We start from the raw sequence: 25018 nt of genomic DNA on the forward strand, positions 1-25018 counted from the left end.
AGAGACAGGCCACACTGGCACCATCTGGAAGAGATGAGACGGGCAAGAATGAAAAGAATAACCACACAAGTCGTCATCATAGGGGGTGGCGCCACCGGAGCCGGCATCATGCGCGATTGCGCACTGCGCGGCATCGACTGCATCCTGCTTGAGCGGGACGACATCGCCGCCGGCACCACGGGCCGCAACCACGGCCTGCTCCACTCCGGCGCCCGCTACGCGGTGACGGATCAGGAGTCCGCCCGCGAGTGCATTCAGGAGAACCGCATCCTCAAGCGGATCGCCAGCCACTGCGTCGAGGACACCGGCGGCCTCTTCATTACCCTGCCGGAAGATGACATCAATTTTCAAAATACCTTCATGGACGCCTGCGCCCTGGCGGGCATCGACGCCCGCCAGCTGGATCCCGCCGATGCGCTGCGCCTCGAACCCAATGTCAACCCGGCGCTGATCGGCGCCATCCAGGTGCCGGACGGCACGGTCGATCCGTTCCGTCTGGCTGCCGCCAACGTGCTGGACGCGAAAGAACACGGCGCCCGCATCTTCACCCACAGCAAGGTGCTGGGGCTTTTGCGCACCCAGGATCGGGTGCACGGGGTCAAGGCCATCAACACCCGCACCGGTGAAACGTTCGAGGTGGAGTGCCAAGAGGTGATCAACGCCGCCGGCATCTGGGGCCAGCAGATCTGCGAATACGCCGATCTCGGCATCCGCATGTTCCCGGCCAAGGGCTCCCTGCTCATCATGGATTACCGCATCAACCAGCTGGTGCTCAACCGCGCCCGCAAACCGGCAGACGCGGACATCCTGGTGCCGGGCGATACCATCTCCCTCATCGGCACCACCTCGAGTCGCATCGATTACCACAAGATTGACCAGCTCACCGTCGAGCCTGAAGAGGTGGAGGTGCTGCTGCGCGAGGGGATCAAGCTCGCCCCCATCATGGCTCGCACCCGTCTGCTGCGCGCCTACGCTGGCGTTCGCCCGCTGGTGGCGGTGGATGGCGACGAGTCGGGCCGCAACATCAGCCGCGGCATAGTGCTGCTGGATCACGCCGAGCGCGATGGCCTCAAGGGGTTCAACACCATCACCGGCGGCAAGCTGATGACCTACCGGCTGATGGCTGAATGGGCTACCGATCTGCTGGCCAAGAAGCTGGGCAACAGCAAGCCCTGCCGCACCGCCGAGCTCAATCTGCCCGGCTCGCGGGATCCGGAGAAGGTCTCCGCCCCCGGCCTCTCGGTGCCTGCCGAAGGCTCGGCCCAGTACCGCCACGGCGAGCGGGTCATCGCCTTCTTCCGCGACAACCCCAAGGCCAACGCCCTCATCTGCGAGTGCGAGATGGTCACTGCCGGCGAGATTGAATACGCCCTACGCGAGCTGGATGTGGACAACCTGGTGGATCTGCGCCGCCGCACCCGCCTCGGCATGGGCCCCTGTCAGGGGGAGCTGTGCGCCTATCGCGCCGCCGGTCTGATACAGGAGTACGGCAAGGCCGACGGCCGTCAGGCCTGCGTCATGCTGCGCCAGTTCCTGGAAGAGCGCTACAAGGGCACCCGGCCGGTGCTGTGGGGCGATGCCCTGCGCGAAGCCGAATTTACCTACTGGATCTACGAGGGGCTGTTCGGCCTTGGCGAGTGGACGGCCCCCCACCTGGTGGCCGAGCCCCCCTTCCCGCTCGACGCCAGCACCGCAAATCCCACCAAGGAGCGCAGCCATGAAATTTGACAGCATCGTTATCGGCGGCGGCATGGCGGGCCTCTCGGCGGCCCTGCGCCTGGCCGAGGCCGGCCAGAAGACCCTGCTGATGGCCTCTGGCCAGAGCGCCCTGCACTTCTCCTCCGGCTCGGTCGATCTGCTGGAGAGCGAGGGGGATCCCCGCGCCGCCCTGCCCGCCTTCATGGCCGCCAACCCCGAGCATCCCTACAACAAGGTGGGGCTGACCCATATCGCGGCGAGCCTCGATGATCTGCAGCGCCACTGCGCCGCGCAGGGATTGCCGCTGTTTCGCCAGGAGCGCAATCACCAGCGGCTGACCCCCATCGGCACCCTCAAAGCTACCTGGCTCTCCCCCGACACCTGCGCCTGCGTGACCGATGCGCCGGCCCCCGACGCCATCCTGCTGGCCACCCTGGAGGGATTTCGCGACTTTCACCCCGAGCTCGCGGCCGCCAACCTGGCGACCCACACGCGCTTCGCCCACTGCCGCATCCTGACCGGGGAGCTCCGCCTGCCCCAGCTGGCCGAGTTCAGCCGTAATCCCCACGAGTTCCGCTCCGCCGACATCGCCCGCCTGTTCGACAAGCAGGGCAATGGCCAGCGTGACCTGCTGACGGATCTGGCTCGCGAGATCAGCCGCCTGGTGCAAGAGAGCGGTGAGCCGCGCTGCCACCACCTGGTGCTGCCCGCCTGCCTGTCGCTGGGGCTGGTCGGCCCGCGCCTGGCCGAGCTGGAGCAGCGCACCGGCTGCATCATCAAGGAGGTGGCCACCATGCCGCCGTCACTGATCGGCATGCGGATGCAGGAGGCGCTCAAGCGCCGCTTCATGGCCCTTGGCGGCACCTTCCTCACCAGCGAGCGGGTGCTGGGCGCCCGTTACGAGGGCGATCGGGTGATTGGCGTGCACAGCCAGAATGGCGACGATCAGCTGTTCGAGGCAGACCACTTCGTGCTCGCCTCCGGCAGCTTCTTCAGCCGCGGGCTGGAGTCGCGTCTGCGCGGCATTCGCGAGCCCATCTTCAACGCCGATGTGCTGAGTCTGCCCGAGCGCGATGCCTGGGCCGGCCGCCGCCTGTTCGACCACCACCCCTTCATGGGCTTCGGGGTCAAGACCGACGACAAGCTCAGAGTGCTGCGTGGCGGCAAGCCGCTCACCAACCTCTACGGCGCGGGCAGCGTGCTGGCTCACTACGATCCCATCAAAGAGGGGTCAGGCTCAGGTGTTGCCGTCGCCACCGGCTGGCAGGCTGCCGGTCACATTTTGAGTTCAGCCCAATGATGATTTGTCCCATATCCCGTGCCTTCACACCCAACGGGAGGAGAACTGACATGCTACTGGATCATGCCAACCAAACCTTCGATCAGTGCATCAAATGCACCGTCTGTACCGCTTACTGCCCGGTGGCCAAGGCCAACCCGGCCTACCCCGGCCCCAAGCAGGCGGGCCCGGATGGGGAGCGGCTGCGCATCAAGAGCCCCGAGCTCTTTGACAGCGCCCTCAAATACTGCACCAACTGCAAGCGCTGCGAAGTGGCCTGCCCGAGCGGGGTGCGCATCGGCGACATAATCGCCAAGGCCAAGCACCAGTACAGCGGCTTCAAACCGGGGATCCGCGAGTTCGTGCTCTCCCACACCGATCTGATGGGCAGCATGTCCACCCTGATGGCCCCGGTGGTCAACTTCACCACCGGCCTCAAGCCGATGAAGCTGGTGCTGGACAAGGCGCTGGGGGTCTCCTCCCACCGCGATCTGCCCAAATACTCCCAGGGCACCTTCCGCGGCTGGTACAAGAAGCAGAAAGCGAGTCAGGCCCGCTTTGAGCGCCAAATCGCCTACTTCCACGGCTGCTACGTCAACTACAACCACCCGCAGCTCGGCAAAGAGCTGGTGCAGGTGCTCAACGCCATGAACATCGGCGTCCAGCTGCTGGAGCGGGAGAAGTGCTGCGGCGTGCCGCTGATTGCCAACGGCTTCATGGACAAGGCCAAGCAGCAGGCGGCCTTCAACATCAAGCAGCTGGAGAACACCCTGCTTGGCAACGAGATGCCGCTGCTGGCCACCTCTTCCACCTGCGGCTTCACCCTGCGCGACGAATATCCCCACCTGCTGGAGCAGGACAACCACAAGGTGCGCGATCGCATCTCGCTGGTGACCCGCTTCCTGTGGAACGAGTTCTACAAGGGCAACAAGCCGGCGATGAAGCCGCTCAATCTGCACATCGCCTACCACACCCCCTGCCACATGGAGAAGATGGGGGGCGTCATCTATACCCTCGAGCTGCTGCGCGCCATCCCAGGGGTCAAGGTGACCGTGCTGGACTCCCAGTGCTGCGGCATCGCCGGCACCTACGGCTTCAAGTCGGAGAACTACCAGACCAGCCAGGCCATCGGCGAAGGGCTGTTTGATCAGATAAACCGCCTCAAGCCCGATCTGGTCATCACCGACTGCGAGACCTGCAAGTGGCAGATCGAGATGAGCACGCCGTTCCGCTGTGAACACCCCATTCACCTGCTGGCCCAAGCCTTGGCCTGAGATGAGCACGTCCATATCCGGTTGCGAGCCCCCCATCCACCTGAGGGCCCGCTCGGCAAATACCAGATAGAAAAGGAGCCGGTAATTGCCGGCTCTTTTTATTGGGGCATCGCTCGAATGAGCCATGGTCCCCATGAGCAGCTCACTGATTGAATCCGGCAACCAACAGGATCCATCCCTCCCCCTTTAGTGCCGCCACAACAGCATATTTATTCACATTGTTTTTATTATCTCCAAATGGATAGAAGGCAAGCAATTTTAGTTGCCTCCCCTTGTGGGACGCGGGCTGGCGGGCCATGGCCGCCACGGTGCATGGTGCACCGCATTAACAATGATGCAATAAGTTGAGTTTCCTCATAATTTAACCGGGATCTCATTTCCGCTCGTTGCCTGCTCCGACAATTGATCTAGCGCAATCCCACTCCCGATAAATCATCATTCGTTTTACCCATTTGGTAATATCCAGCTCGAGCAATCGCATAAATACATGGGTTTTATTCACTAATAACAATTAATCGGCCTGCCTGCTCCTGCCTAGTGCGGGGGCTGATGCCCACATCCAGGATGGAGCGGTCAGGCTTGGCAATGAGATCGATTTGGGAGTGATGATCGTGAGTTCACACAACAGACAGACCAGGCTGGGCCTCGCCGCCCTGCTGCTGACCACCTGCCTTGGCACCAGCGGCTGGGCACAGGCGGCCGATGAGGCACAAAGTAAGGGCAAGATCGAGGCGCGCAGCGAGCTGTTCGCCAAGGATCACGCCGATCAGTTCACCAGCTGGAAAGGCACCAGCGAGAGCCGCGAGCGCACCGATGCCCTGGCGGAAGATCCGCAGATGGTGGTGCTTTGGGCCGGCTACCCCTTCTCCAAGGATTACAACAAGCCGCGCGGCCACTTCTATGCGCTGACCGACGTGCGGGAAACCCTGCGCACCGGCGCCCCCAAGACTGCCGAAGACGGTCCGCTGCCCATGGCCTGCTGGAGCTGCAAAGGCCCGGACGTGGCCCGCGTCATCGACGAGAAGGGTGAGGATGGCTACTTCAAGGGGATGTGGGCAAAAGGCGGACCGGAAATCGTCAACACCATCGGCTGCGCCGACTGCCACGACACCGCCTCGAAAGAGTTCAAGGAGGGCAAGCCCGCCCTGCACCTCTCCCGTCCCTATGCCGACCGGGCCATGACCGCCATCGGCAAGCCGTTCAAGGAGCAGGGGCGCTTCGATCAGCAGTCTCAGGTGTGCGGCCAGTGCCACGTGGAGTACTACTTCAGCGGCCCCACCAAGGCGGTGAAATTCCCCTGGGACAAGGGCACCACAGTGGAGCAGATGGAGCAGTATTACGATGAAATCGGCTTTGCCGACTGGACCCATGCCCTCTCCAAAACCCCCATGCTCAAAGCCCAGCATCCCGAGTACGAGACCTGGCGCGCCGGCATTCACGGCCAGAACAACGTCGCCTGCGTCGACTGCCACATGCCCAAGGTGCAAAACGAACAGGGCAAGGTCTACACCGATCACAAGGTAGGCAACCCCTTCGATCGCTTCGATCAGACCTGCCGCAACTGCCACACCCAGAGCAAAGAGATGCTGCAAGGGGTGGTCAAGCAGCGCAAGGATGCCATTCACGATCTCAAGCTCAGAGTCGAGAAGCAGCTGGTGCACGCCCACTTTGAAGCCAAGGCCGCCTGGGATGCCGGCGCCACCGAGGCCGAGATGAAGGACATTCTGCAGGACATCCGTCACGCCCAATGGCGCTGGGATTTCTCCATCGCCTCCCACGGGGTGCAGATGCACGCCCCGGAAGTGGCGCTGCGCATGCTGGGAACCGCCCTGGACAAGGCCGCCGACGCCCGCACCAAGCTGGCACGCCTGCTGGCCGCCAAGGGGATCAGACACGAGATCGCCATTCCTGACATCTCCAGCAAGGAGAAGGCCCAGGCCGCTCTTGGCATGGACATGAAGCAGATGAACAGCGACAAGGCCCAGTTCCTCAAGACCACTGTCCCCGCCTGGGATGCCGAGGCCAAAGCGGCCGGACGGCTCGCACAATGACGAGGCATGCGGGCCCGCAGTGTCGGGCCCGCAGCCGGATGGAGGCTTCCTATGGGTGATTTAACAATGGATTTCTTACGACTGATGCTGATGGCAGCCATGCTGCTGACCAGCCTGCAGGGCCAGGCCGCCGATGCGGCCGGCGCGCCTGCGGCCCTCCCTGCCACACATGAGGTGGAGTTTTTGCGCAATCCCGATGCCGCCTGTACCGACTGCCACAAGGAGCAGGCATACGGCATGCACGGCAAGCACGGTCAGGCGACCAACCCCAACAACCTGGCGCCGGTCACCTGCACCAACTGCCATGGTCAGCCCTCCCCCAAACACCGGGAAGGGGTCAAGGATGTGATGCGCTTTAGCGACAGCTTCAATGACAAGCAAAGCGGCTTGGCAGAGAAGCAGAGTACCGAGAGCTACCCCATCGCCGAGCAGAACGGGGTCTGCATGAGCTGTCACGAGCCCAAACCGCTGCGCGAGGCGCTCTGGGCCCACGACGTGCACGCCACCAAGCTCACCTGCACCAGCTGCCACCAGCTGCACCCGGCCAAGGAGCCCATGGTGGCGATTCCGGAGAAGTCCCGCATCAAGCTCTGCGTCGACTGCCACAGCAAGCAGCATGAGGCCGTCAAGGCGGCCAAGGCGAACACCACCTCGGGCAAGGAGGCACAATGAGCTGCTCTCGCCGTCACTTCATGGCGGGGATGAGCGCGGGGGCCCTCATCATGATGACGGGGGCTGCTCGTGCCAACACCCGCTCCCTTGCCACCACCCTCGCCCACAGCCAGACCATCGACGGGGTACGCTTTGGCATGCTCCACGACGAGACCGCCTGCATCGGCTGCACCGCCTGCATGGATGCCTGCCGGGAGGTGAATCAGGTGCCAGAGGGGGTCTCGCGCCTCGAGATCATCCGCTCCGGCCCCATCGGCACCTTCCCCGATGCCGAGTACCACTTCTTTCGCAAGTCCTGCCAGCACTGCGACAACGCTCCCTGCGTGCACGTCTGCCCGACCGGTGCCTCCCATATCCGCAAGGAGGATGGCATCGTCGACGTCAACCCGGATCTCTGCGTCGGCTGCATGTACTGTCTGGCCGCCTGCCCCTATCAGGTGCGCTTCATCAACCCTGTGACCAAGATTGCCGACAAGTGCGACTTTTGCCGCAAGACCAACCTGGCGGCAGGCAAGGAGCCGGCCTGCGTGGAGTCCTGCCCCACCAAGGCGCTGGTGTTCGGCAATCTGGATGACCCGGACAGCCCCATCGCCAAACGGCTGGTGAAGGAGACCACCTATCGCTACAAGCAGGCACTCGGCACCTCGCCCAAGATGTACCGCGTGCCCAAAGGGGAGATAAAGTCATGACGATGCAAGAGGCATTTCACTTCCCTTCACTTGTCTGGGACTGGCCCATCGCCATCTATCTCTTTCTGCTCGGCATCTCCGCCGGGGCCACCACCCTCTCGGTGCTGCTGCGCCGCAAGGGAGCCGGCAGCGGGAGCGGCATCATCAAGGCGACCGCCATTCTGGCGCCGGTGAGCGTGGTGCTGGGGTTACTGATCCTTATCTTCCACCTGGCCCGCCCCTGGACCTTCTGGAAGCTGATGTTCCACTACCAGTTCGACTCCGTGATGTCGATGGGGGTCATGCTGTTTCAGGTCTACATGGCGGTGCTGTTCGCCTGGCTGGCAGTGGTGTTTCGGACCGAGATCGAGACCTTGCGCAGTCACCTGCTGCAAGAGAAGTTCGCCTTTGTGGATGATCTCATCGCTTGGCTTGCCCGCATCGAGCGGCTGCTGGCGCCGCTCTTGCTGCTGCTTGCCGTGCTCTTGGGGGCCTACACCGGCTTTCTGCTCTCCGCGCTCAAGACCTATCCGCTGTTGAACAACCCGGTGCTGCCGGTGCTGTTCCTCATCTCCGGCGTCAGCTCCGGCATCGCCTCCACCATCTTGCTGGCGGTCACCCTGTTCAAGGAGAACCATCACAGCCAGGGAGTGAGCTTTGTCCACCGCTTCGAGCGGCCGGTGCTGGCGGTGGAGGTGTTGCTGCTGGTCTGCTTCTTTACCGGCCTCTACTTCGGTGGCGGCCAGAAGGAGGCTGCCATGTGGGCCGCCATTGGCAGCGGCTTCTGGGCTCAGGTGTTCTGGCTCGGGGTGGTGGGCATCGGCATGCTGCTGCCCCAGTTGCTGGCTCTGCTGGCCCCCGCGCCGCTGCGGGCCAAAAACGGCTATCTGGTGCTGGTCTGCAGCCTGACCCTGGTGGGGATCCTGCTGCTGCGCTACTTCGTGCTCTATGCCGGCCAGATGACGGTAGTTTAAAGGTATGATCACCAGCGCCAGCCACCCTCGGGTGACTGGCGCTTATTTGTTGCGATGAGTTGTTGCGATTGATTGTTGCCAGAAATGTGGATGTTATTCCCCAGCGCCGGTACGGTGCAGACGCTGCGGCATAACATAGACGAATGATTGACTGGAGGTTGTGTGCTGGCGGAGCTCGGCTATCTCTCACTGTTGCTGGCGACCGGGCTCGCCCTGCTGCAAGGCACCCTGCCCTGGCTGGGATTGCGGCTCGCCTCACGCCTGCTGCTGGGCTGCGCAACACCGCTGGCCCTCCTGGTCGCGCTCCTGCTCGGGGCCGCTCTGCTGCTGCTCGCCAGCTGTTTTGGCCAGGATGACTTCACCCTGGTCTATGTGGCCCAGCACGCCAACAGCGCTCTACCCCTTGGCTTCAAGCTGGCGGCCGTGTGGAGCGGCCACGAGGGCTCCATGCTGTTCTTCGTCTTTGCGCTGGGGCTGTGGGGCGCGCTGGTGGCCCTTTGCTCCAGGCGGGTCGATCCGCTGATCACAACCCGGGTATTGGCCATCATGGGGCTGATCGTCGGGCTGTTCGGCCTCTATACCCTGATCTTCTCCAGCCCGTTTGACCGCCAGTTCCCAGGACCGCTGGAGGGGCGCGATCTCAACCCCATGCTGCAGGATATCGGCCTCATCATCCACCCGCCCCTGCTATATCTCGGTTACGTCGGCTTTGCGGTCAACTTCGCCTTCGCCATGGCGGCGCTGCACTCGGGTCGGCTCGATGGCGCCGTGGCCCACTGGAGCCGCCCCTGGGCGCTCGGCTCCTGGGTGTTTCTCACCGCCGGCATCGTGCTGGGCTCCTGGTGGGCCTATTACGAGCTCGGTTGGGGTGGCTGGTGGTTCTGGGATCCGGTGGAAAATGCCTCTCTCTTGCCCTGGCTGCTCGGCACCGCCCTGCTGCATGCCCTGGTGGTGTGCGAGAAGCGTGGCGCTTATGGCCACCCCGTGCTGCTGCTCTCCATCTTTACTTTCTCGCTGAGCCTGCTCGGCACCTTCGTGGTGCGCTCCGGGGTGCTCACCTCGGTACACGCCTTTGCGGTGGACCCCAGCCGCGGCCTCACCCTCTTGTTGCTGCTCGGCTTGCTATTGACCTGCGCCCTCACCCTGTTTGCCCTGCGGGCGGACATTCGCGCCCCCTATGCCCGCTTTGGCTTGCTGTCAAAAGAGGGGCTGCTCGGCGCCGCCATCCTGCTGCTTTGCGTGGCCTGCGCCAGCGTGCTGCTCGGCACCTTCTACCCCATGGTGTTCCAGTCGCTCCATCTGGGCTCGCTCTCGGTGGGCGCCCCCTATTTCAATACAATCTTCGTGCCGCTGGCCCTCAGCCTGATGGCGCTGATGACCCAGTTGCCGCGCCTGCGCTGGCAGCATCTGGCAGCCCGGCGCCGTATCAAGGTGCTGCTCCCATGCCTGTTCGGCCTGCTGGGGGGCACTTTGCTGAGCCTCGCCTATCCCGAGCCGCTGCGAGGCGGCTGGCTGGGGCTCACGGCCAACGTGCTGAGCCTCTGGCTGATGGCCAGCCTGCTGCTCCCGCTCTTGCAACCACTCGCCCTGCGTGAGCTCACCCTCAATCGGTTCGGCAGCCTGCTGGCCCACCTCGGGGTGGCGGTGTGCGCCCTCGGCATCGCGCAGGTGAGCCACCACAGCCAGGAGGCGGGCGCGGTACTCGCCGCAGGCCAGCCCTATCGGCTCGGCGCCTTCGAGTTTCGCTATGAGGGGAGCGAGCCCATCATCGGCCCCAACTACACCGCCGAGCGCATCACGCTTAGCGCGCATAAGGACAGTAAAGAGGTGGCGCGGCTGACGCCGGAGCGGCGCCACTACAGCGTGCGCACCATGAACATGAACGAACCCGGCATCGCGTGGGGAATGCTCGGCGATCTCTACGTGGTGCTTGGCGAAAAGATGGGGCCAGGTGCCTATGCCATGCGACTGCACTACAAGCCGCTGGTGCGCTGGATCTGGCTCGGCGGCCTGTTGATGATGGCGGGTGGCGCCCTGCGCCTGCTCGCCCGCCGGCCGCTGCTGGCTAGCCATCCTGCGCCAGCTACCGCCCCCTACCCTCGGCTCGAACAGGAGTCCTTATGAACGCCCGTCTGCGCCTGTTCGTGCCACTCGTGCTCACCCTGGGGCTCGGTGCCCTGCTCTGGCTCGGCCTTGGCAACAACCCCTATAGCCAGGATGAAGCCGTCGCAGGACGTACCCTGCCCGCGTGGCAGAGTGACAATCTGTTTGGCGACGCCCCCATTCACACCACGGCGCTCAAAGGGGAGCCCTTCGTCCTCAACGTCTGGGCCAGCTGGTGCCCCAACTGCCGCGCCGAGCATCCGCTGCTGGGTGAGCTGGCCGGTGCCGTGCCCCTCTATGGCCTCAACTACCGGGACAAGGGGGACGCCGCCCGCGCCTGGCTCACCGAGGCGGGTAACCCCTATCGCGCCGTGCTGGCCGACCCCGACGGCCGACTCGCCCTGGAGCTCGGCGTCTACGGTACGCCGGAGACCTATCTCTTCGCCGGCGACGGCACCCTGCTGACCCGTCATACCGGGCTGCTCACCCGGGAAGTCTGGCAACGCCAGTTTGCCCCCCTGCTTGCAAAGGCCCGCAGCAACATTGCTAGCCAGCCCGAAGTGGAAAGAGAAGTAGAGAGAGAAGTACAGGAGAGCAAGCCATGAGCCGTCTCGGCCACGCCCTGATCGCGCCGCTCTTGCTGGCCTTGAGCCTCGGGGCCCTTGCCAGCGGGGTCGACACCTATGAGTTTCGCCACCCCGAGCGGCAGACCCGCGCTCAGGAATTGGCCCGCGCCCTGCGCTGCCCCCAGTGCCAGAACCAGAACCTGGTGGAATCCAACTCCCCCATCGCCCGGGATCTGCGGCTCGAGGTCTACCACTGGGTGGACGAGGGGCAGTCTGATGAGCAGGTGATCGCCCGCATGACGGAGCGCTTCGGTGACTTCGTGCGCTATGATCCCCCCTTCAAGCGCAGCACGGCGCTGCTGTGGGGCGGCCCCGCCCTCTTGCTGTTGCTGGCCCTCAATCGCCTGCGCAGGAGCCTGCATCGCCGGCAACCGGCGCGGGTGCCGCTTATCGGCGACAGAGCCGAGGGGATGCTCGCCCACGACCCCAGAGCCGAGCTGAACAGGCTGATCATGGCCGAGCAGCAGGCGGGACTTGCCCCCCACAGCCGCCTCTACCGGGAGCTGGAGCTGGCCCGCCTCGCCAACGCCACCCCAACCGCCGAGCAGGCCCTGCGCGAGCGGCTGGTCAAGAACCGCACCGCCCGTCCGCTGCCCTGGCTGCGCTCATGGATACTGCTTGGGGCCCTGCTGCTGGCGCTGATGGCCGGCATTTATGCCGGCACCGGCCGCTATCAGGCGTGGCAGGCTTATCAGTCGCGCCCCGATCCGCTGGCGGGATTGAGCCCGCGGGATCTGCAGGACAAGGAGCTGGGCGCCCTGCACCGGCGCCTGCAAGCCAACCCTGCCGATCTCGACGGCTGGGCGGCGCTCGGCCAGCTCTATCTGTATCGGGACGAGTACGACAATGCCCTGCTCGCCTACCAGCGCCTCGCCCTGCAAGAAGGGGGCGCCAGCGCGGCGACCCAGGCCGCCCAGGCTACCGTGCTCTACTACCAGGCAGGCCAGCAGCTCACCCCGGAGGCGCTGCGCCTGCTCGATAGCGCGCTCAAGCAGGACAAGGGTGAGGTGAGCGCCCTGATGCTGCTCGCCTCCGATCACTTCCTGCACGGCCGCTACTCCCAGGCCATCGCCCTCTGGCAGCAGTTGCTGGACGAGGAGCGCCCCCGCATCAACCGGGCCGCGCTGATCGAGGCGATCCAGACTGCCCGCATGATGGGAGGCTGACCGCACGCGTGACAGGGGCTGAATGCCCCTGTCACGTTGGGCCCGCACAAACGCCGCCGGCAGGGAAATCACTTGCCAACCTCCCGTCGGCGGCCGAACAATAGGCGTCCATTGAACCTGTTTCTGGAGCCTATCCCATGATCCCCATTCGCTGTCACACCGTCTCCGGTGTCGCGCTCTCCACCGTCCAGGGCGAGACCCGGTTGCTGATGATGAAACGGGTCAAGGGCTGCTTCTGGTGCCATGTGGCGGGCACGGTCGAGGCGGGGGAAACCGGTTGGCAGACCATAGTGCGCGAATTTCGCGAGGAGACCGGCATCGTCGTGCACGAACTCTACAACGGCCAGTATCTGGAGCAGTTTTACGAGGACGCTACGAACACCGTCTGTCTGGTGCCGGTGTTCGTGGTCTACTGCCCGCCAACGCAGGCGGTGACCCTCAATCACGAGCACACCGAGTACCGCTGGTGCAGCCTGGCCGAGGCCAAGGCACTGGCGGGCTTCCCCGGCCAGCAGGCACTCTATGATCACCTCTGGCACTACTTTGTCGAAAACAGCCCCTCGGCGCTGATGCGGGTGGCCATGACACCATAGCGGATGCATGCCAAGAGCCCTGCTGTTATCCCCTTGATCCTGTGATGATCCACATCCAGCCATGGCGACCATCAGCACATGTTGCCGACCCTGATCAGACCGTTTTCAGCAAAGATGATCACCCAGAATAAGCGAGAGGAAGGAAACAAACAGCAGAGAGAGGTAAAAGAGTGACTATCTGGCGACTGGGGGGCGCCGCCAGCCGCACGCCGCGACCAGGTTCCCCACTCCTGCCCACCCTGTAATTATTCGAATGAAGCCACCCATAGCCGCCATTACCGTTATTTCAAGGTGCGCCATCCCATAAAATTGAAATATCGGGCCATTAGACGTTGTGAAGCGTCAATTACCGTCATATAACTTAGCCAAATATCCCTGTCAGCCGTACGGTAGCGTCAAATCATGATTACTCGCCCTTTTCTTACCCTGTTGCTCGGTGCCTTCCTTGTTCCCGTCAGCATGGAGAGCGCCCAGGCCAATCCGTTTTCAGCCCAGTCCCACTCCCCCAACAGCTTTCTGGAGCAGCGCAACGATCTGGCGCTGAGCTCCGCCGCCTTCGTGGTGGCCAACCCGCGCACCGGTGAAGTGCTGTCGGAGCGCAACGCCAACCGAGTGATGCCGATAGCCTCCATCACCAAGCTGATGACGGCGCTGGTAGTGCTTGATGCCAATCAGCGGCTCTCCGAGATGCTGACCGTTACCATGGCCGACGTGGATCGCCTCAAGGGTACCGGGTCGCGGCTGGCGGTGGGCTCACGCCTGAGCCGGGCCGACATGCTGCACATCGCCCTGATGTCGTCGGAAAACCGCGCCGCCTCGGCGCTGGCCAGAAACTACCCGGGTGGCCAGCGCGCCTTCATCGAGGCGATGAACGCCAAGGCCCGCATGCTCGGCATGTGGAGCACCCAGTTCTCAGACAGTACCGGCCTCACCCCCCGCAACGTCTCCAGCGCCCACGATCTCGCCAAGCTGGTGGCGGCGGCATCCACCTATCCGCTCATTCGCCAGTACTCCTCCACCGAGGAGCGCATGGTGCGCAACGGCAAGCGTCAGTTGCACTACCTCAACTCCAACCGGCTGGTGCGCGAAGGGAGCTGGCCCATCTCCCTCTCCAAGACCGGCTACATCCGCGAGGCGGGTCGCTGCCTGGTGATGGCCACCCAGATCAACCGCGAGCCGGTGATCATGGTGCTGCTCAATGCCGATACCCCCAACGCCCGGGTGGCCGATGCCAAGCGGATCAAATCCTGGCTGGAGACTTCCGGTCGTATGAGCCTGACCGCCCAGTCCACTCCCCAGACCAAGCTGTTCAGCAACCAGTAACGCGCCCGGCAATCATCGTCAAAAAAGCCCCCACATTCAGGTGCGGGGGCTTTTGTTGTTGAGCCTTGTGGCCAAAGCCTGCTGGCTAGGGCGCCGACGTGCTGGCGGTCAGACCGGCTTGAGCCGTGCGGTGAAATGGCGCAGCAGTGGCGGCTCGTAGTCAAAGGTGAGCCCGCGAATGTCGCTGGCCCGCGCTTTCACCGCAATCAGGCAGTCGGCCACATAGTCCATGTGATCCCGGGTGTAGACCCGGCGCGGAATGGTGAGACGCAACAGTTCAAAGTCCGCTGCCTCCTGCTTGCCGGTGGCGGGATCGCGCCCGAGCAGCAGGGAGCCGATCTCCACCCCGCGCACGCCCCCTTCCAGATAGAGCTCGCAGGCGAGCGCATGGGCCGGAAACTGCTCGGCCGGAATATGGGGCAGCAGCTTTTTGGCATCGACAAACACCGCATGGCCGCCAGTGGGGGTTTGGATGGGGATGCCCGCCTCGGCCAGCCGCTCGCCGAGATAAGCCACCTGACTGATGCGATAAGTGAGATACTCCTCATCCATCCCCTCGCGCAGGCCGATGGCGAGCGCCGCCATGTCCCGCCCGGCAAGGCCGCCATAAGTGACAAACCCCTCCATCGCCACACAGCGCACCTGCACGGCGCGGAACAGATCGAGATCCTCTTTAAAGCAGCAGAGCCCGCCGATATTGACCAGCCCGTCCTTCTTGGCCGACATGGTGAAGATGTCCCCCAGCGCAAACATCTGGCGCACTATCTCCTTGATGCTGCACTTCGCATAAGCCGGATCCCGCGCCTTGATAAACCAGGCGTTCTCGGCAAAGCGGGCGGCGTCGATCACCACCGGAATCTGGTGGCGACGGGCCAGCTCGGAGACCGCCTCCATATTGGCCATGGAGACCGGCTGGCCACCAGCACTGTTGCAGGTCACCGTGATGATGATGCCGGCCACGTTGTCGGCCCCCAGGGTCTCGATGGTGTCGGTCAGGCGAGGAAGATCAAAATCCCCCTTCCAGGCGTAAGGGGCCGTGGTATCGAGGGCTTTCGGGGTGAGCAGGTTGATGGCCCGTGCGCCAGCCAACTCCACGTGGGCCTTGGTGGTGTCGAAGTGGTAGTTGGAGATAAACACCGGTGCCTTGCCCTTGCAGCGCTTGACCAGCTCGGGGAAGAGGATCTGCTCGGCCCCGCGCCCCTGGTGGGTGGGCATCACATGCTGGTAACCAAAAATGTCGCGCACCGTGCGCTCCAACTCGACGAAGTTGCGGCTGCCCGCATAGGCCTCATCCCCCATCATGATGCCGGCCCACTGGCGGTCGGACATGGCGCCGGTGCCGCTGTCGGTCAGCAGATCGATATAGACATCCTCGGCCAGCAGCAGGAAGGGGTTCCAGCCAGCGGCCTCGAGGGCAGCGCGACGCTCGGCGCAAGTGGTCTGTTTGATGGGCTCGACCATCTTGATACGAAACGGCTCGGGTATACGACGCATATAAGACTCCTCACCGGCGCAAGGCCAGTGTGTTTGAAATCGGGCTTGGCAAAGAGGCCGGGGCGATCAGGGTCGTCCGGCTGACAAATTCAAACGGCGGGTGCCGCCAATCAGCGGTGAGGAAAGTCGAAGGTGAGAATGGGATCCCGGGTATACCAGTGGGCGAGCAGACAGGCTGCCCGGGGCGTAGCTGTCATGATTGGCATCACTCCCCTCCATATCGGTTGTAGACAGTCGGTGGCCAACAAGATCCATTGATGGATGCTGCCAACAGGCAGCCTCGCCACGTTAGCGACTGGTTAATTTGCAAACAAGGGGTGCACCGACGGGCTGTGCGCCCGCTCACAAAGTGCGCATTTGCGCGGCAAACCGGCAGTGAGGTTGATCCGCCCGCTCTCCCGGTTCGTTATTCTCCCTACCCACACGCCACATCCCCCATCAGCCAGGGCCGGAAGCCATCATGCATCGCAAACCCCATCTGCCCGAGAAGATCTGCCCCGTCTGCCAGCGCCCCTTCAGTTGGCGGCGCAAGTGGGCGCGCAGTTGGGAGGAGGTTCGCTACTGCAGCGAGCGCTGTCGCCACGCTCGTCACCGCAGCCAACAACCTGAGGGGGAGCGAGTCTGATGGAGCTGCGCCTGATTCTCGGCGATCAGCTGAACGCCGGTCACAGCTGGTTTCGCACCCCGGATCCGGCAATCTGTTATTTGATGGCGGAGCTGCGCCAGGAGACCGACTACTGTCGCCACCATCGCCAGAAGGTGCTGGCCTTCTTTGCCGCCATGCGCGCCTTCGCAGCGGCCCTCACCCAAGCGGGCCACCGCGTCTGTTACCTGACCCTCGATGAGAGCGCCCGCTGGCCCGACTTGCACAGCCTGCTGGCAGCCCAAATCGCGGCGCATCAGGCCGACAGCTTTGCCTGGCAGAGCCCGGACGAGTGGCGCCTCGCCAACCAGTTGAAAAGCTGGGCGGCTGGCCTTGCCATCCCTGCCACCGAGGTTGATAGCGAACATTTTCTCACCCCCCGCGATGGCTGGCAGCGCTACCCCCACAGCCGGATGGAGTTCTTCTACCGCGCCCTGCGCAAGCAATATCAAGTGCTGCTCGATGAGCGCGGCCAACCTCTTGGCGGGCGCTGGAATTTTGATGACGAGAACCGCGCCAAACTGCCGGCGAGCCAGCCGCTCCCGGCGCCCCTCACCTTTGCCAACGAGGTGAGCGAGATTGACGCCATGCTGACCCGCCACGGGGTCTGCACCATCGGCAAGGCGGATGCCAGCAAACTGCCGTGGCCTATCACAAGGCGCCAGAGCCGCGAGCTGCTTGCCCATTTTCTCACCCACTGCCTGCCTCACTTTGGCCGCTATCAGGATGCCCTGAGCGAGCGGGGCTGGAGCCTGTTTCACAGCCGCCTGTCGTTTTCCCTCAACAGCAAGATGCTCCACCCGCTTGAGGTGATCCGCGCCGCCGAAGCCCACTGGCAGGCCAATCAGGCCACCATCACCCTGGCGCAGGTGGAGGGTTTTATCCGCCAGATCCTCGGCTGGCGCGAGTTCGTGCGCGCCCTCTACTGGGACAAGATGCCCGACTATCAGCGCACCAATTTTCTCGGGGCCAAGCGGCCGCTGCCCGGTTTTTTCTGGAGCGGCGAAACCAGGATGGCCTGTGTGCGCCACGCCATTGACCAGTCTCTGGAGCACGCCTACGCCCACCATATCCAGCGGCTGATGGTGACCGGCAACTTTGCCCTGCTGGCGGGGATCGATCCTGACGAGGTGGATGCCTGGTATGTCGGCATCTATGTGGATGCCATCGAGTGGGTGGAGCTGCCCAACACCCGCGGCATGAGCCAGTTTGCCGATGGCGGCCTGATGGGCAGCAAGCCCTACGCCAGTAGCGGCGCCTATCTCGAGCGAATGGGCCACTACTGCAAGGGGTGCCACTATCAGGTCAAAGCCCGCAGCGGCGACGGGAGTTGCCCCTTCAACAGCCTCTACTGGCACTTTCTTTGGCGCAACCGGGACAAACTGGGCGGCAATCCCCGCCTCGCCCTGCCCTATGCCAACTGGGATGGCCAAGCCGCCGAACAGCAGCAGGCCATCCTAGGGACGGCGGAGCAGTACCTGATCCAGCTGGAGCAGCTCTGACTGCCACAGCTAATACCAACAAGTCCACACTTTTCAACATTGAAAACCAGTTAAATAAATGTAAATAGATATATATCCCAATTATATCTACACCAGTTGAATATCCTGTGGCGGCTGATTAAGGTGAGGGCCCCAGTCAAGGAGAGACAAGATGGACATAGTGGTACTCGGTGGTGGCGTGGTCGGCGTGACCAGCGCCTGGTATCTGGCCAAGGCAGGTCACAAGGTGACCCTGCTGGAGCGGCGTGACGGGGTGGCCCTTGAAACCAGCCACGCCAATGCCGGCCAGATCTCCCCCGGTTACGCGGCCCCCTGGGCGGCCCCCGGCATTCCCCTCAAGGCCGCCAAGTGGCTGCTGCAAAAGCATGCCCCCTTCACGGTGCGACCGACCTCGGATCCCTTCCAGCTGCGCTGGATGCTGAAGATGTTTGCCAACTGCACCCCGGCGGCCTATACGGTCAACAAGGGGCGCATGGTGCGGCTGGCCGAATACAGCCGCGATTGCATGAAGCTGCTGCGCGACGAGCTGAGCATCGATTATGAAGGGCGCCAGCTCGGCACCCTGCAGCTGTTTCGCAGTCAGGCCCAGCTCGATGCCAGCAAGCGCGACATCGAGGTGCTGGAAGAGTATGGCGTGCCCTACCAGTCCCTCGATGCCGCTGGCTGTGAAGGGGCAGAACCGGCGCTGGCCCGGGTACGCGGCAAGATAGTGGGCGGCCTGCGCCTGCCGGGTGATGAGACCGGCGACTGCTTCCGCTTCACCAATGCCATGGCAGCGGAAGCGCAGCGACTGGGGGTCAAGTTCGTGTTCAACTGCGCCATCGACGAGATCGAACTGGCGCAGGGACGCGCCGTGGCGGTGCGGGCCGGCGAGCAGCGCTTCAAGGCCGACGCCATCGTCTGTGCCCTCGGCAGCTATGCCACCGGTTTCCTGCGCCCGCTCGGGCTCGATCTGCCCGTCTACCCGGTCAAGGGTTACTCCCTCACCCTGCCGATGATCAACGCCGAGGCCGCGCCGCGCAGTACCGTGCTGGACGAAACCTACAAGGTGGCCATCACCCGCTTCGATGAGCGGATCAGGGTGGGCGGCATGGCGGAGCTGTCGGGCTACAACCTGGCTCTCAACCCGAAACGGCACGACACCCTGGCCATGGTGGTCGGCGATCTCTTCCCCGAGGGGGGCGATATCAGCCGCGCCGACTTCTGGACCGGGCTGCGCCCCATGACGCCGGACGGCACCCCGCTGGTGGGCCCAAGCCCCGTCCCCGGGCTCTGGCTCAACACCGGCCACGGCACCCTGGGCTGGACCATGGCGGCGGGCTCGGGTCAGCTGCTGTGCGATCTCATCAGCGGCAGCGACACCGCCATCAGCGACGAAGGGCTCACCCTGGCCCGCTACGGCTGAGCCTTGTCCTCCGTCTCTTCCCGTTACATCCCAAAGAGGGAGTGCCCGGCACTCCCTCTTGTTTTGACCCCAGTTTGTTTTGACCGCAGTTTGTTTTGACCCCAATGCGGTTTATTCAGCCTCTGCCGCCGCGTAGCCCGGCATCAGGGCGGGCTGCGCCTGCCACACTCTGGCGGGATCCGGCTCGGCGATGGCGCTCGCCACCAGTTGCTGCAGCCAGTGGCGATGCAGCAGCCAGATGGGATCACCCAGGCGTCCCTGCTCCTTGGCGCACTGCTTGACCACATCCGCCGTCCGGTAGAAGTAGCGGATCAGGGTGGTGAGCTCGGGTTCGGGCCAGCGGCAGCCAAAATGGCGCAGCCGCTCGTGCCAGAACGCCAGCTGACCGCGCTCGTGCTCCTGCTCGAGCCCGTGCAGGGCCGGGATGAGATCCATCGCCTGCCACAGGGCCCCGTAGCCGACGAAGCGCTCATCCAGCGCGTCCAGCGCCTGATCCAGCATGGCCAGGGTCTGCGGCCAGTTGTCGGCCTGCTGGCGGATCTCTGCCTGCGCCTCGCACACCGCCGCCAGCCAGTCCATCGCCAGCCGGCAGATGATCGCCTCCTTGTTGGGATAGAGGTGATAGAGCGACTTGATGCCCACCCCGGCGCGGGCGGCGATGGCATTGGTGTTGAGCGCCGCGAACCCCTGCTCCCGCAGCAGCGCCAGGGTGGCCTGCTCGATGCGGGTCGCCACTTCCTGACTGCGCTGCTGCCGCGGCTGACGCCGCATGCAGAGCCCCTCTGGCAATGCGTGTTCCGCCATTGCGTTTCTCCCTCCATGGTCACCGAGTCTCATCACTACATGATGAGACAGACTCAACACAAGTCAAAAAAAGTGCAGCAATCACTGGCATTTTCCGGCGCAGCTGCAATAAACAACTGTGCTCATATTTGCAGTAATCACTGCAATCATACAAGGAGAGCACGCAATGGATGGCAAACAACACAACCACCGCCGGGGGCTTGTCGCCCTGCTGATGACAGTCCTGCTCGGCGGCTGCCAGCAGGACAACCGCTCGCAGGAACCGACCAGTACCCTCTACTTCAACGGCAAGATTTACACCCAGGACGGCCAGCGCAGCCTGGCCGAGGCCATGGTGGTCGAGGATGGCAAGTTCCGCTACGTCGGCTCGCGCCAAGGGGCCGAATCCTTCATGACCAACGCGACCCGCCAGGTGGATCTGCAGGGGCGCATGGTGCTGCCGGGGCTGCATGACAACCACATCCACCTGCTCGGCACCGTGGCCCTGCCCATGTGCGATCTGGATGGTCAGGCCGTCGATCTCGATCAGCTGGCCGCCAAGGTCAAGGCGTGCCTGCCCCGCTACGCCGGGCAGCCGGGCGAGTGGCTGGTGGTCAATCAGTGGTCCCCTTATGATGGCAATACCCCGACCGCCAGCCATGCCACCCTGCTGGCCGCCCTGGATGCCGTGGCACCGGACAACCCGGTGGTGCTGCTTGGGGCGGACGGTCACGCCAGTGCCTACAACTCGCAGGCGCTGGCCAGCGCCGAAGATCAGGATGGCAATCAGGTAGGCTTCAATCCCAGCACATTGGCACCGGGCGGGGTATTCGAGCGGTTTATCCCCTATGTGGACTTGAGCAGCGGCGTCATCCGTGAGGGGGCCCGCAGCGCCATCCCGGTGCCGGACAGCGGGGTGCTGAGCGCCAGCGACGAACGGGCCGCCGCCCAGTATGAGCAGATCCTGCCGGCCATTGCCACCCTGATGGCCTCACGCGGCATCACCGGCGTGCAGGACGCCTGCTCCACCGACTTCATCCGCCAGCGCCTGCTCAGCATGCAGGCACGGGGGCTGCTGCAGATGCGCATCACCGCCGCCACCTGTTTTCACGAAGATGACTACAGCGGCAAGCTGGACATTGAGGGGCACCTGGCCAAGGCCACACAGGTCAGAAGCGCCTTTGCCGGCAACCCGCTGATCAAGGCCGATGCGGTCAAGATCTTCCTCGACGGGGTGCTGGAGGGGGATCCCTTCACCGCACCGCCATTCCTGCCCAACGCCGGCATGCTGGAGAACTACCAGAATCCCCATCTGGCGCTGGATCCGGACAGCGGCCGGGTCACCATCACCGCCGACAGCGAAGACGCCGGCAGCAACGGCATCGTCAACTACCGGGAGGCGGATCTGAAACGCTACGTCACCGCGCTGGACGGAGCGGGTTTTGGCATCCACATGCACAGCATCGGTGATCGCAGCACCCGGGTCGGGCTCGATGCGCTGGCCGCCGCCCGCGCCAGCAACGGCGACCGGGGCATCCCCCACACCCTGGCCCATCTGCAGGTGGTGCACCCGGACGATCAGCGCCGCCTCGGCGAGCTCGGGCTCTACCTCACCTTCACCTACGCCTGGACCACGCCCCAGCTTGCCTACGACATGCTGGTCACCCCCTTCATCCAGCCAACCAGGGCTGGCCAGTCCCTGAGCGAGGCGCTCTACGATCCGCTGGGCTATCTGCACCAGGCCCTCTATCCGGTCGAGAGCAGCCGCAAGGCGGGCGCCATCCTGGTAGCGGGCAGCGACGCGCCGGTCGACAGCCGGGATCCCCGCCCGTTTGAGAACATGGCCGCCGGCATTGTGCGAGCGGCCGGCAGCGACGATGCATTTCGCGCCAGCCAGCGCATCTCGCTCTCCGAAATGCTGGCCGCCTACACCATCAACGGCGCCAGAGCGGTGCGCCAGGGGGAGATCACCGGCTCCATCGAGGCGGGCAAATCCGCCGACTTCATCGTGCTCGACCGGGATCTGTTCGCCCTGGTCGAGGCCGGCACGCCGGAGCAGATAGCCGACACCCGGGTCGAGCAGACCGTGTTTCAGGGCAACACCATCTACCCGGCCCCCTGAGCCAAACCGCTGACAACAAAAAGGCCCCGCGAGGGGCTTTTTTATGGACTGACCGGCGCGCCGGTTTCGCCCTGCGCCGGATGCAGCGCCAGGTTGAACAGCGCAGCCACCATGTCCGACTGGGTCAGGATCCCCACCAGCTGCTCGCCATCCACCACCGGCATGTGGTGCAGGCCGCCATCGGAGAAGGCGCCCACCAGATCGTAGAGCGGCTGGTAGCGGCAGGCGGTCGACACGTTGCGGGTCATCAGATCCGCGACCCGCAGCTCGGCCAGGTCCGCGGCGCCTCGCGGCTGTTGCAGCGCCCGGTCGATCATCAGGTCGTGCAGGGTGATGATGCCGGTCAGCCGGCCGGCCTCGTCCACCACCGGCAGCGCCTTGACCTGATGGTGGGAGAGCAGTTGCCAGGCCGCCATGGCCGGCTGCTGCGCCGCTATCAGGATCAGATCCCGCGACATCACCTCCTGCACCCGCACCGTGCCCACCCTGGCCCGCAGCGCGTGCAGCTGGGCCTCCTGCAGCAGCGCCTGCAGATCCTGGCGGCTGATGTCGAGCAGCTCGCCGTGTTTTTCCAGCGCAAAGTCGATGTCCGCCGCCTGGGTCGCCACCCGCTCGCTCGGCTGGGGATCGGCGGTCTGGTGGCGGTTGGGCTTGGCCTGACCGCTGTTGGGGTAGCGCCGTCCCAGCAGCCGGTTGTAGCAGAGCGCCAGTAGCAGCAACAAGAGCGAATTGAGCAGCACCGGCAGCAGCACATAGCCGACTCCGAGCTGGCGGATCCCCTCTCCGCCGATGACCGCGGTCAAGGCCACGGCGCCGCCGGGCGGATGCAGGCTGCGGGTGAGAAACATGGCGGCGATGGCCAACATCACGGCAAGGGCCGCAGCCAGCGCCGGATCCGCCACCAGGCTGGCACTCAGCACCCCCATCAGCGCCGAGACCCCGTTGCCCACCACGATGGACCAGGGCTGGGCCAGCGGGCTGGCAGGTGCGGCAAACAGCAGCACGGCGGAGGCCCCCATGGGGGCGATCAGCCAATGGACCTCAAGCCCCATCCCCCAGCGACACAAGAGGGCGGTACCCAGCAGCCCGACGAAGGCACCCAGGGCGCCGTAACAACTCTCTTTGACACTGGTATTGGTGGATACCGGAAAAAAATCCCTGAACTGCATGGGGCTCCTGCGCGGATAACATTTATTTCAAATGCGTAATTTTAACGGCATCCCCTCGCCCAATACCACCGTCAGATGCAGCCAGGCCCCTCTTATTTGGTGACACGCGACCTCATGGGAGTCACACCGCCATCCCTCTGCTCCCCGCGCTCGCCACCAAACTGTGATGCAGCAACAAATTCTTACAAAAAAGCCTCTGACTCCCCCCTTTCCCGCTTCTCTTAACACGCCCTTAAGAATCGCAGTGTCATCTTGAGCTCATCTTCATGCACGGAGCCACTACTTATGAGCACCATCAGAGATGCCCTTCGCCGCTTCGACGGCCAGCGCCGCTGCTGGACCGCCGGGCTGGAGCGGGCCGCCCTCGCCTGGCTCGCGCGTCAAGGCCGCCTGCCGGCAAGCAGCCAGCCTCCCCGGCGGATCCTGGTCATTCGCAGTACCTGCCGTATCGGCAACAACCTGTTTCTGCTGCCTTTTTTGCAGAAGGTGCGCAGCGCCCACCCCCACGCCGAGATAGAGCTGGTGTGCAGCGGCGGCCAGCTGCTGCCCTTTCTGGCCGATCTGCAGTTGCAACGCATTCATCCGGTCAAGCTGCAGGGCAAGCGGCTGCTCGCCTCCCTGTCAGTGCTGTGGCGGCTGCGCCGTCAGCACTACGATCGGGTCTACGTGCCCTTTGCCTCCAGCACCGATCACCTGATCGCCGGCTGGGTGAAGGCCCGCGAGAAGCTGGGCTTTGACGATGCCAAGGGCGACGCCCTGTTCCCCCAGCCCCTCACTCCCAACCAGCACTGCCATTACGCCCACCAGCCGCTGCAATTGCTCGGCATGCACGGCCATCTCGCCGATCAGATTGAGCTCGGCAGCTTGCTGCACAGCGCCAGCCCACGGCTGGTGGCACTCAGGCATGACTACCCGGCGCGGCCGCTCATCGGCTTTTTCACCGGCGCCCGCAAAGGCAAAGGGCTCTCTCTGCCCCAGTGGCAACGACTGCTCGGGGATCTGCGCCGCCACTACCCCAGCGCCCTGCTGATCCAGCTCGAGGATCCCGCCGACCCCCAGCCCCGGCTCGGGGACGTGCAAGTCTCCCTCTCCAGCCTAAGCGAGCTGGCCCGCTTTGCCGGTGGCCTCTCCCTCTTCATCAGCGGCGACACCGGGCCGCTGCACCTGGCTGCCGCCAGCGGCGTGCCCTGCCTCGGTCTCTTTACCCAGACCGATCCCGCCCGCTACGGCTGCCTCGGCGCCCAGCACCTCAATCTGGTGATCGGTGATCGCAATGCCATCCCCCTCGATCACCACTGGCTGGCCGAGGCACTGGCGCGGGAGCCCCAGCCACAGCAGCTGCCGAGCGCCCCCTCGCCCGTCCCGAGCCCAGGGCTTGCCAGCGGCGCCTTTGTCGTCACCCTCTGAGGGCCTTCAACCAACAAAAAAGAGGGAAGGCTTGCGCCTTCCCTCGTTCGTTATGCCCGAACTCTC

General features: G+C 64.2%; 20 protein-coding genes. 17 read left to right on the top strand and 3 right to left on the bottom strand.

Annotation, left to right across the window (positions count from 1 at the left end; all coding sequences use genetic code 11):
• Positions 1-48: 48 nt before the first annotated feature.
• The 12 genes from glpA to pbpG all read left to right on the top strand — a co-directional run bounded on the left by glpA (position 49) and on the right by pbpG (position 14427).
• The gene (glpA, locus tag AACQ43_RS00350) at positions 49-1728 is read left to right on the top strand and encodes an anaerobic glycerol-3-phosphate dehydrogenase subunit A (RefSeq protein WP_168965332.1); all 1680 of its coding nucleotides are present in this window, start codon (positions 49-51) and stop codon (positions 1726-1728) included.
• Positions 1718-2998, top strand: coding sequence for a glycerol-3-phosphate dehydrogenase subunit GlpB (gene glpB / locus AACQ43_RS00355; protein WP_011706292.1), 1281 nt, complete (start codon positions 1718-1720; stop codon positions 2996-2998). The genes glpA and glpB overlap by 11 nt, the downstream gene beginning before the upstream one ends.
• A 50-nt stretch (positions 2999-3048) precedes the next feature.
• On the top strand, positions 3049-4251 hold the full coding sequence (gene glpC / locus AACQ43_RS00360) for an anaerobic glycerol-3-phosphate dehydrogenase subunit GlpC (RefSeq protein ID WP_146061780.1): 1203 nt from the start codon (positions 3049-3051) through the stop codon (positions 4249-4251).
• 605 nt (positions 4252-4856) lie between these two features.
• Positions 4857-6302 carry an ammonia-forming nitrite reductase cytochrome c552 subunit gene (nrfA, locus tag AACQ43_RS00365; protein ID WP_168965334.1) on the top strand — a complete coding sequence of 482 codons (1446 nt, stop codon included), beginning with the start codon at positions 4857-4859 and terminating at the stop codon, positions 6300-6302.
• A gap of 51 nt (positions 6303-6353) precedes the next feature.
• Positions 6354-6974: a cytochrome c nitrite reductase pentaheme subunit gene (gene nrfB / locus AACQ43_RS00370; RefSeq protein ID WP_168965336.1), complete on the top strand. Its 621-nt coding sequence runs from the start codon at positions 6354-6356 to the stop codon at positions 6972-6974.
• A complete protein-coding gene (locus AACQ43_RS00375; protein ID WP_168965338.1) occupies positions 6971-7663 on the top strand; it encodes a 4Fe-4S dicluster domain-containing protein in 693 nt (230 codons plus the stop codon). Before nrfB ends, AACQ43_RS00375 begins: the two co-directional genes overlap by 4 nt.
• Positions 7660-8616, top strand: a complete 957-nt coding sequence (gene nrfD / locus AACQ43_RS00380) for a cytochrome c nitrite reductase subunit NrfD (RefSeq protein WP_168965340.1) — start codon at positions 7660-7662, stop codon at positions 8614-8616. The genes AACQ43_RS00375 and nrfD overlap by 4 nt, the downstream gene beginning before the upstream one ends.
• Before the next feature lie 162 nt (positions 8617-8778).
• The gene (gene nrfE, locus AACQ43_RS00385) at positions 8779-10740 is read left to right on the top strand and encodes a heme lyase NrfEFG subunit NrfE (RefSeq protein ID WP_168966452.1); all 1962 of its coding nucleotides are present in this window, start codon (positions 8779-8781) and stop codon (positions 10738-10740) included.
• On the top strand, positions 10737-11324 hold the full coding sequence (locus AACQ43_RS00390) for a DsbE family thiol:disulfide interchange protein (RefSeq protein ID WP_168965342.1): 588 nt from the start codon (positions 10737-10739) through the stop codon (positions 11322-11324). The genes nrfE and AACQ43_RS00390 overlap by 4 nt, the downstream gene beginning before the upstream one ends.
• Complete coding sequence (gene nrfF / locus AACQ43_RS00395; RefSeq protein WP_168965344.1) at positions 11321-12511, top strand: heme lyase NrfEFG subunit NrfF; 1191 nt, start codon at positions 11321-11323, stop codon at positions 12509-12511. Before AACQ43_RS00390 ends, nrfF begins: the two co-directional genes overlap by 4 nt.
• A gap of 137 nt (positions 12512-12648) precedes the next feature.
• Positions 12649-13104 carry an NUDIX hydrolase gene (locus tag AACQ43_RS00400; protein WP_168965346.1) on the top strand — a complete coding sequence of 152 codons (456 nt, stop codon included), beginning with the start codon at positions 12649-12651 and terminating at the stop codon, positions 13102-13104.
• Positions 13105-13506: 402 nt separating this feature from the next.
• On the top strand, positions 13507-14427 hold the full coding sequence (gene pbpG / locus AACQ43_RS00405) for a D-alanyl-D-alanine endopeptidase (protein ID WP_168965348.1): 921 nt from the start codon (positions 13507-13509) through the stop codon (positions 14425-14427).
• 108 nt (positions 14428-14535) lie between these two features.
• Here the strand turns inward: pbpG and AACQ43_RS00410 are convergent, their stop codons facing one another.
• A complete protein-coding gene (locus AACQ43_RS00410; protein ID WP_168965350.1) occupies positions 14536-15921 on the bottom strand; it encodes a tryptophanase in 1386 nt (461 codons plus the stop codon).
• Positions 15922-16381: 460 nt separating this feature from the next.
• On the opposite strand from AACQ43_RS00410, the gene AACQ43_RS00415 reads away from it, so the two are divergent.
• From AACQ43_RS00415 to AACQ43_RS00425, 3 genes are all read left to right on the top strand, one after another.
• Entirely contained in the window at positions 16382-16546 is a 165-nt protein-coding gene (locus AACQ43_RS00415) for a DUF2256 domain-containing protein (RefSeq protein WP_080741246.1), read from the top strand.
• On the top strand, positions 16546-18066 hold the full coding sequence (locus AACQ43_RS00420; protein ID WP_168965352.1) for a cryptochrome/photolyase family protein: 1521 nt from the start codon (positions 16546-16548) through the stop codon (positions 18064-18066). Before AACQ43_RS00415 ends, AACQ43_RS00420 begins: the two co-directional genes overlap by 1 nt.
• Positions 18067-18217: 151 nt before the next feature.
• Positions 18218-19471, top strand: a complete 1254-nt coding sequence (locus AACQ43_RS00425) for a D-amino acid dehydrogenase (protein WP_168965354.1) — start codon at positions 18218-18220, stop codon at positions 19469-19471.
• A gap of 111 nt (positions 19472-19582) precedes the next feature.
• On the opposite strand, the gene AACQ43_RS00430 is transcribed toward AACQ43_RS00425, so the two are convergent.
• Entirely contained in the window at positions 19583-20275 is a 693-nt protein-coding gene (locus AACQ43_RS00430; RefSeq protein ID WP_168965356.1) for a TetR/AcrR family transcriptional regulator, read from the bottom strand.
• Between the two features lie 166 nt (positions 20276-20441).
• Here AACQ43_RS00430 and AACQ43_RS00435 point away from each other — a divergent pair, with 166 nt between their 5' ends.
• Positions 20442-22376 (top strand): amidohydrolase, encoded by a 1935-nt coding sequence (locus AACQ43_RS00435; protein WP_168965358.1) that lies wholly within the window; start codon positions 20442-20444, stop codon positions 22374-22376.
• Positions 22377-22417: 41 nt separating this feature from the next.
• On the opposite strand, the gene AACQ43_RS00440 is transcribed toward AACQ43_RS00435, so the two are convergent.
• Entirely contained in the window at positions 22418-23545 is a 1128-nt protein-coding gene (locus AACQ43_RS00440) for an HPP family protein (protein ID WP_168965360.1), read from the bottom strand.
• 285 nt (positions 23546-23830) lie between these two features.
• Here AACQ43_RS00440 and AACQ43_RS00445 point away from each other — a divergent pair, with 285 nt between their 5' ends.
• Positions 23831-24952: a glycosyltransferase family 9 protein gene (locus AACQ43_RS00445; RefSeq protein WP_168965362.1), complete on the top strand. Its 1122-nt coding sequence runs from the start codon at positions 23831-23833 to the stop codon at positions 24950-24952.
• Positions 24953-25018 lie beyond the last annotated feature (66 nt).

It is taken from the genome of Aeromonas sp. DNRA1 (genome assembly GCF_963888745.1).
GTDB lineage: Bacteria > Pseudomonadota > Gammaproteobacteria > Enterobacterales > Aeromonadaceae > Aeromonas > Aeromonas hydrophila.

Excerpts from the sequence above, each read along its gene's own strand:
- glpA (WP_168965332.1), top strand. The coding sequence starts at position 49 with ATGAAAAGAATAACCACACAAGTCGTCATCATAGGGGGTGGCGCCACC.
- glpB (WP_011706292.1), top strand. The coding sequence starts at position 1,718 with ATGAAATTTGACAGCATCGTTATCGGCGGCGGCATGGCGGGCCTCTCG.
- glpC (WP_146061780.1), top strand. The coding sequence starts at position 3,049 with ATGCTACTGGATCATGCCAACCAAACCTTCGATCAGTGCATCAAATGC.
- nrfA (WP_168965334.1), top strand. The coding sequence starts at position 4,857 with ATGATCGTGAGTTCACACAACAGACAGACCAGGCTGGGCCTCGCCGCC.
- nrfB (WP_168965336.1), top strand. The coding sequence starts at position 6,354 with ATGGGTGATTTAACAATGGATTTCTTACGACTGATGCTGATGGCAGCC.
- AACQ43_RS00375 (WP_168965338.1), top strand. The coding sequence starts at position 6,971 with ATGAGCTGCTCTCGCCGTCACTTCATGGCGGGGATGAGCGCGGGGGCC.
- nrfD (WP_168965340.1), top strand. The coding sequence starts at position 7,660 with ATGACGATGCAAGAGGCATTTCACTTCCCTTCACTTGTCTGGGACTGG.
- AACQ43_RS00390 (WP_168965342.1), top strand. The coding sequence starts at position 10,737 with ATGAACGCCCGTCTGCGCCTGTTCGTGCCACTCGTGCTCACCCTGGGG.
- nrfF (WP_168965344.1), top strand. The coding sequence starts at position 11,321 with ATGAGCCGTCTCGGCCACGCCCTGATCGCGCCGCTCTTGCTGGCCTTG.
- AACQ43_RS00400 (WP_168965346.1), top strand. The coding sequence starts at position 12,649 with ATGATCCCCATTCGCTGTCACACCGTCTCCGGTGTCGCGCTCTCCACC.
- pbpG (WP_168965348.1), top strand. The coding sequence starts at position 13,507 with ATGATTACTCGCCCTTTTCTTACCCTGTTGCTCGGTGCCTTCCTTGTT.
- AACQ43_RS00410 (WP_168965350.1), bottom strand. The coding sequence starts at position 15,921 with ATGCGTCGTATACCCGAGCCGTTTCGTATCAAGATGGTCGAGCCCATC.
- AACQ43_RS00415 (WP_080741246.1), top strand. The coding sequence starts at position 16,382 with ATGCATCGCAAACCCCATCTGCCCGAGAAGATCTGCCCCGTCTGCCAG.
- AACQ43_RS00420 (WP_168965352.1), top strand. The coding sequence starts at position 16,546 with ATGGAGCTGCGCCTGATTCTCGGCGATCAGCTGAACGCCGGTCACAGC.
- AACQ43_RS00425 (WP_168965354.1), top strand. The coding sequence starts at position 18,218 with ATGGACATAGTGGTACTCGGTGGTGGCGTGGTCGGCGTGACCAGCGCC.
- AACQ43_RS00430 (WP_168965356.1), bottom strand. The coding sequence starts at position 20,275 with ATGGCGGAACACGCATTGCCAGAGGGGCTCTGCATGCGGCGTCAGCCG.
- AACQ43_RS00435 (WP_168965358.1), top strand. The coding sequence starts at position 20,442 with ATGGATGGCAAACAACACAACCACCGCCGGGGGCTTGTCGCCCTGCTG.
- AACQ43_RS00440 (WP_168965360.1), bottom strand. The coding sequence starts at position 23,545 with ATGCAGTTCAGGGATTTTTTTCCGGTATCCACCAATACCAGTGTCAAA.
- AACQ43_RS00445 (WP_168965362.1), top strand. The coding sequence starts at position 23,831 with ATGAGCACCATCAGAGATGCCCTTCGCCGCTTCGACGGCCAGCGCCGC.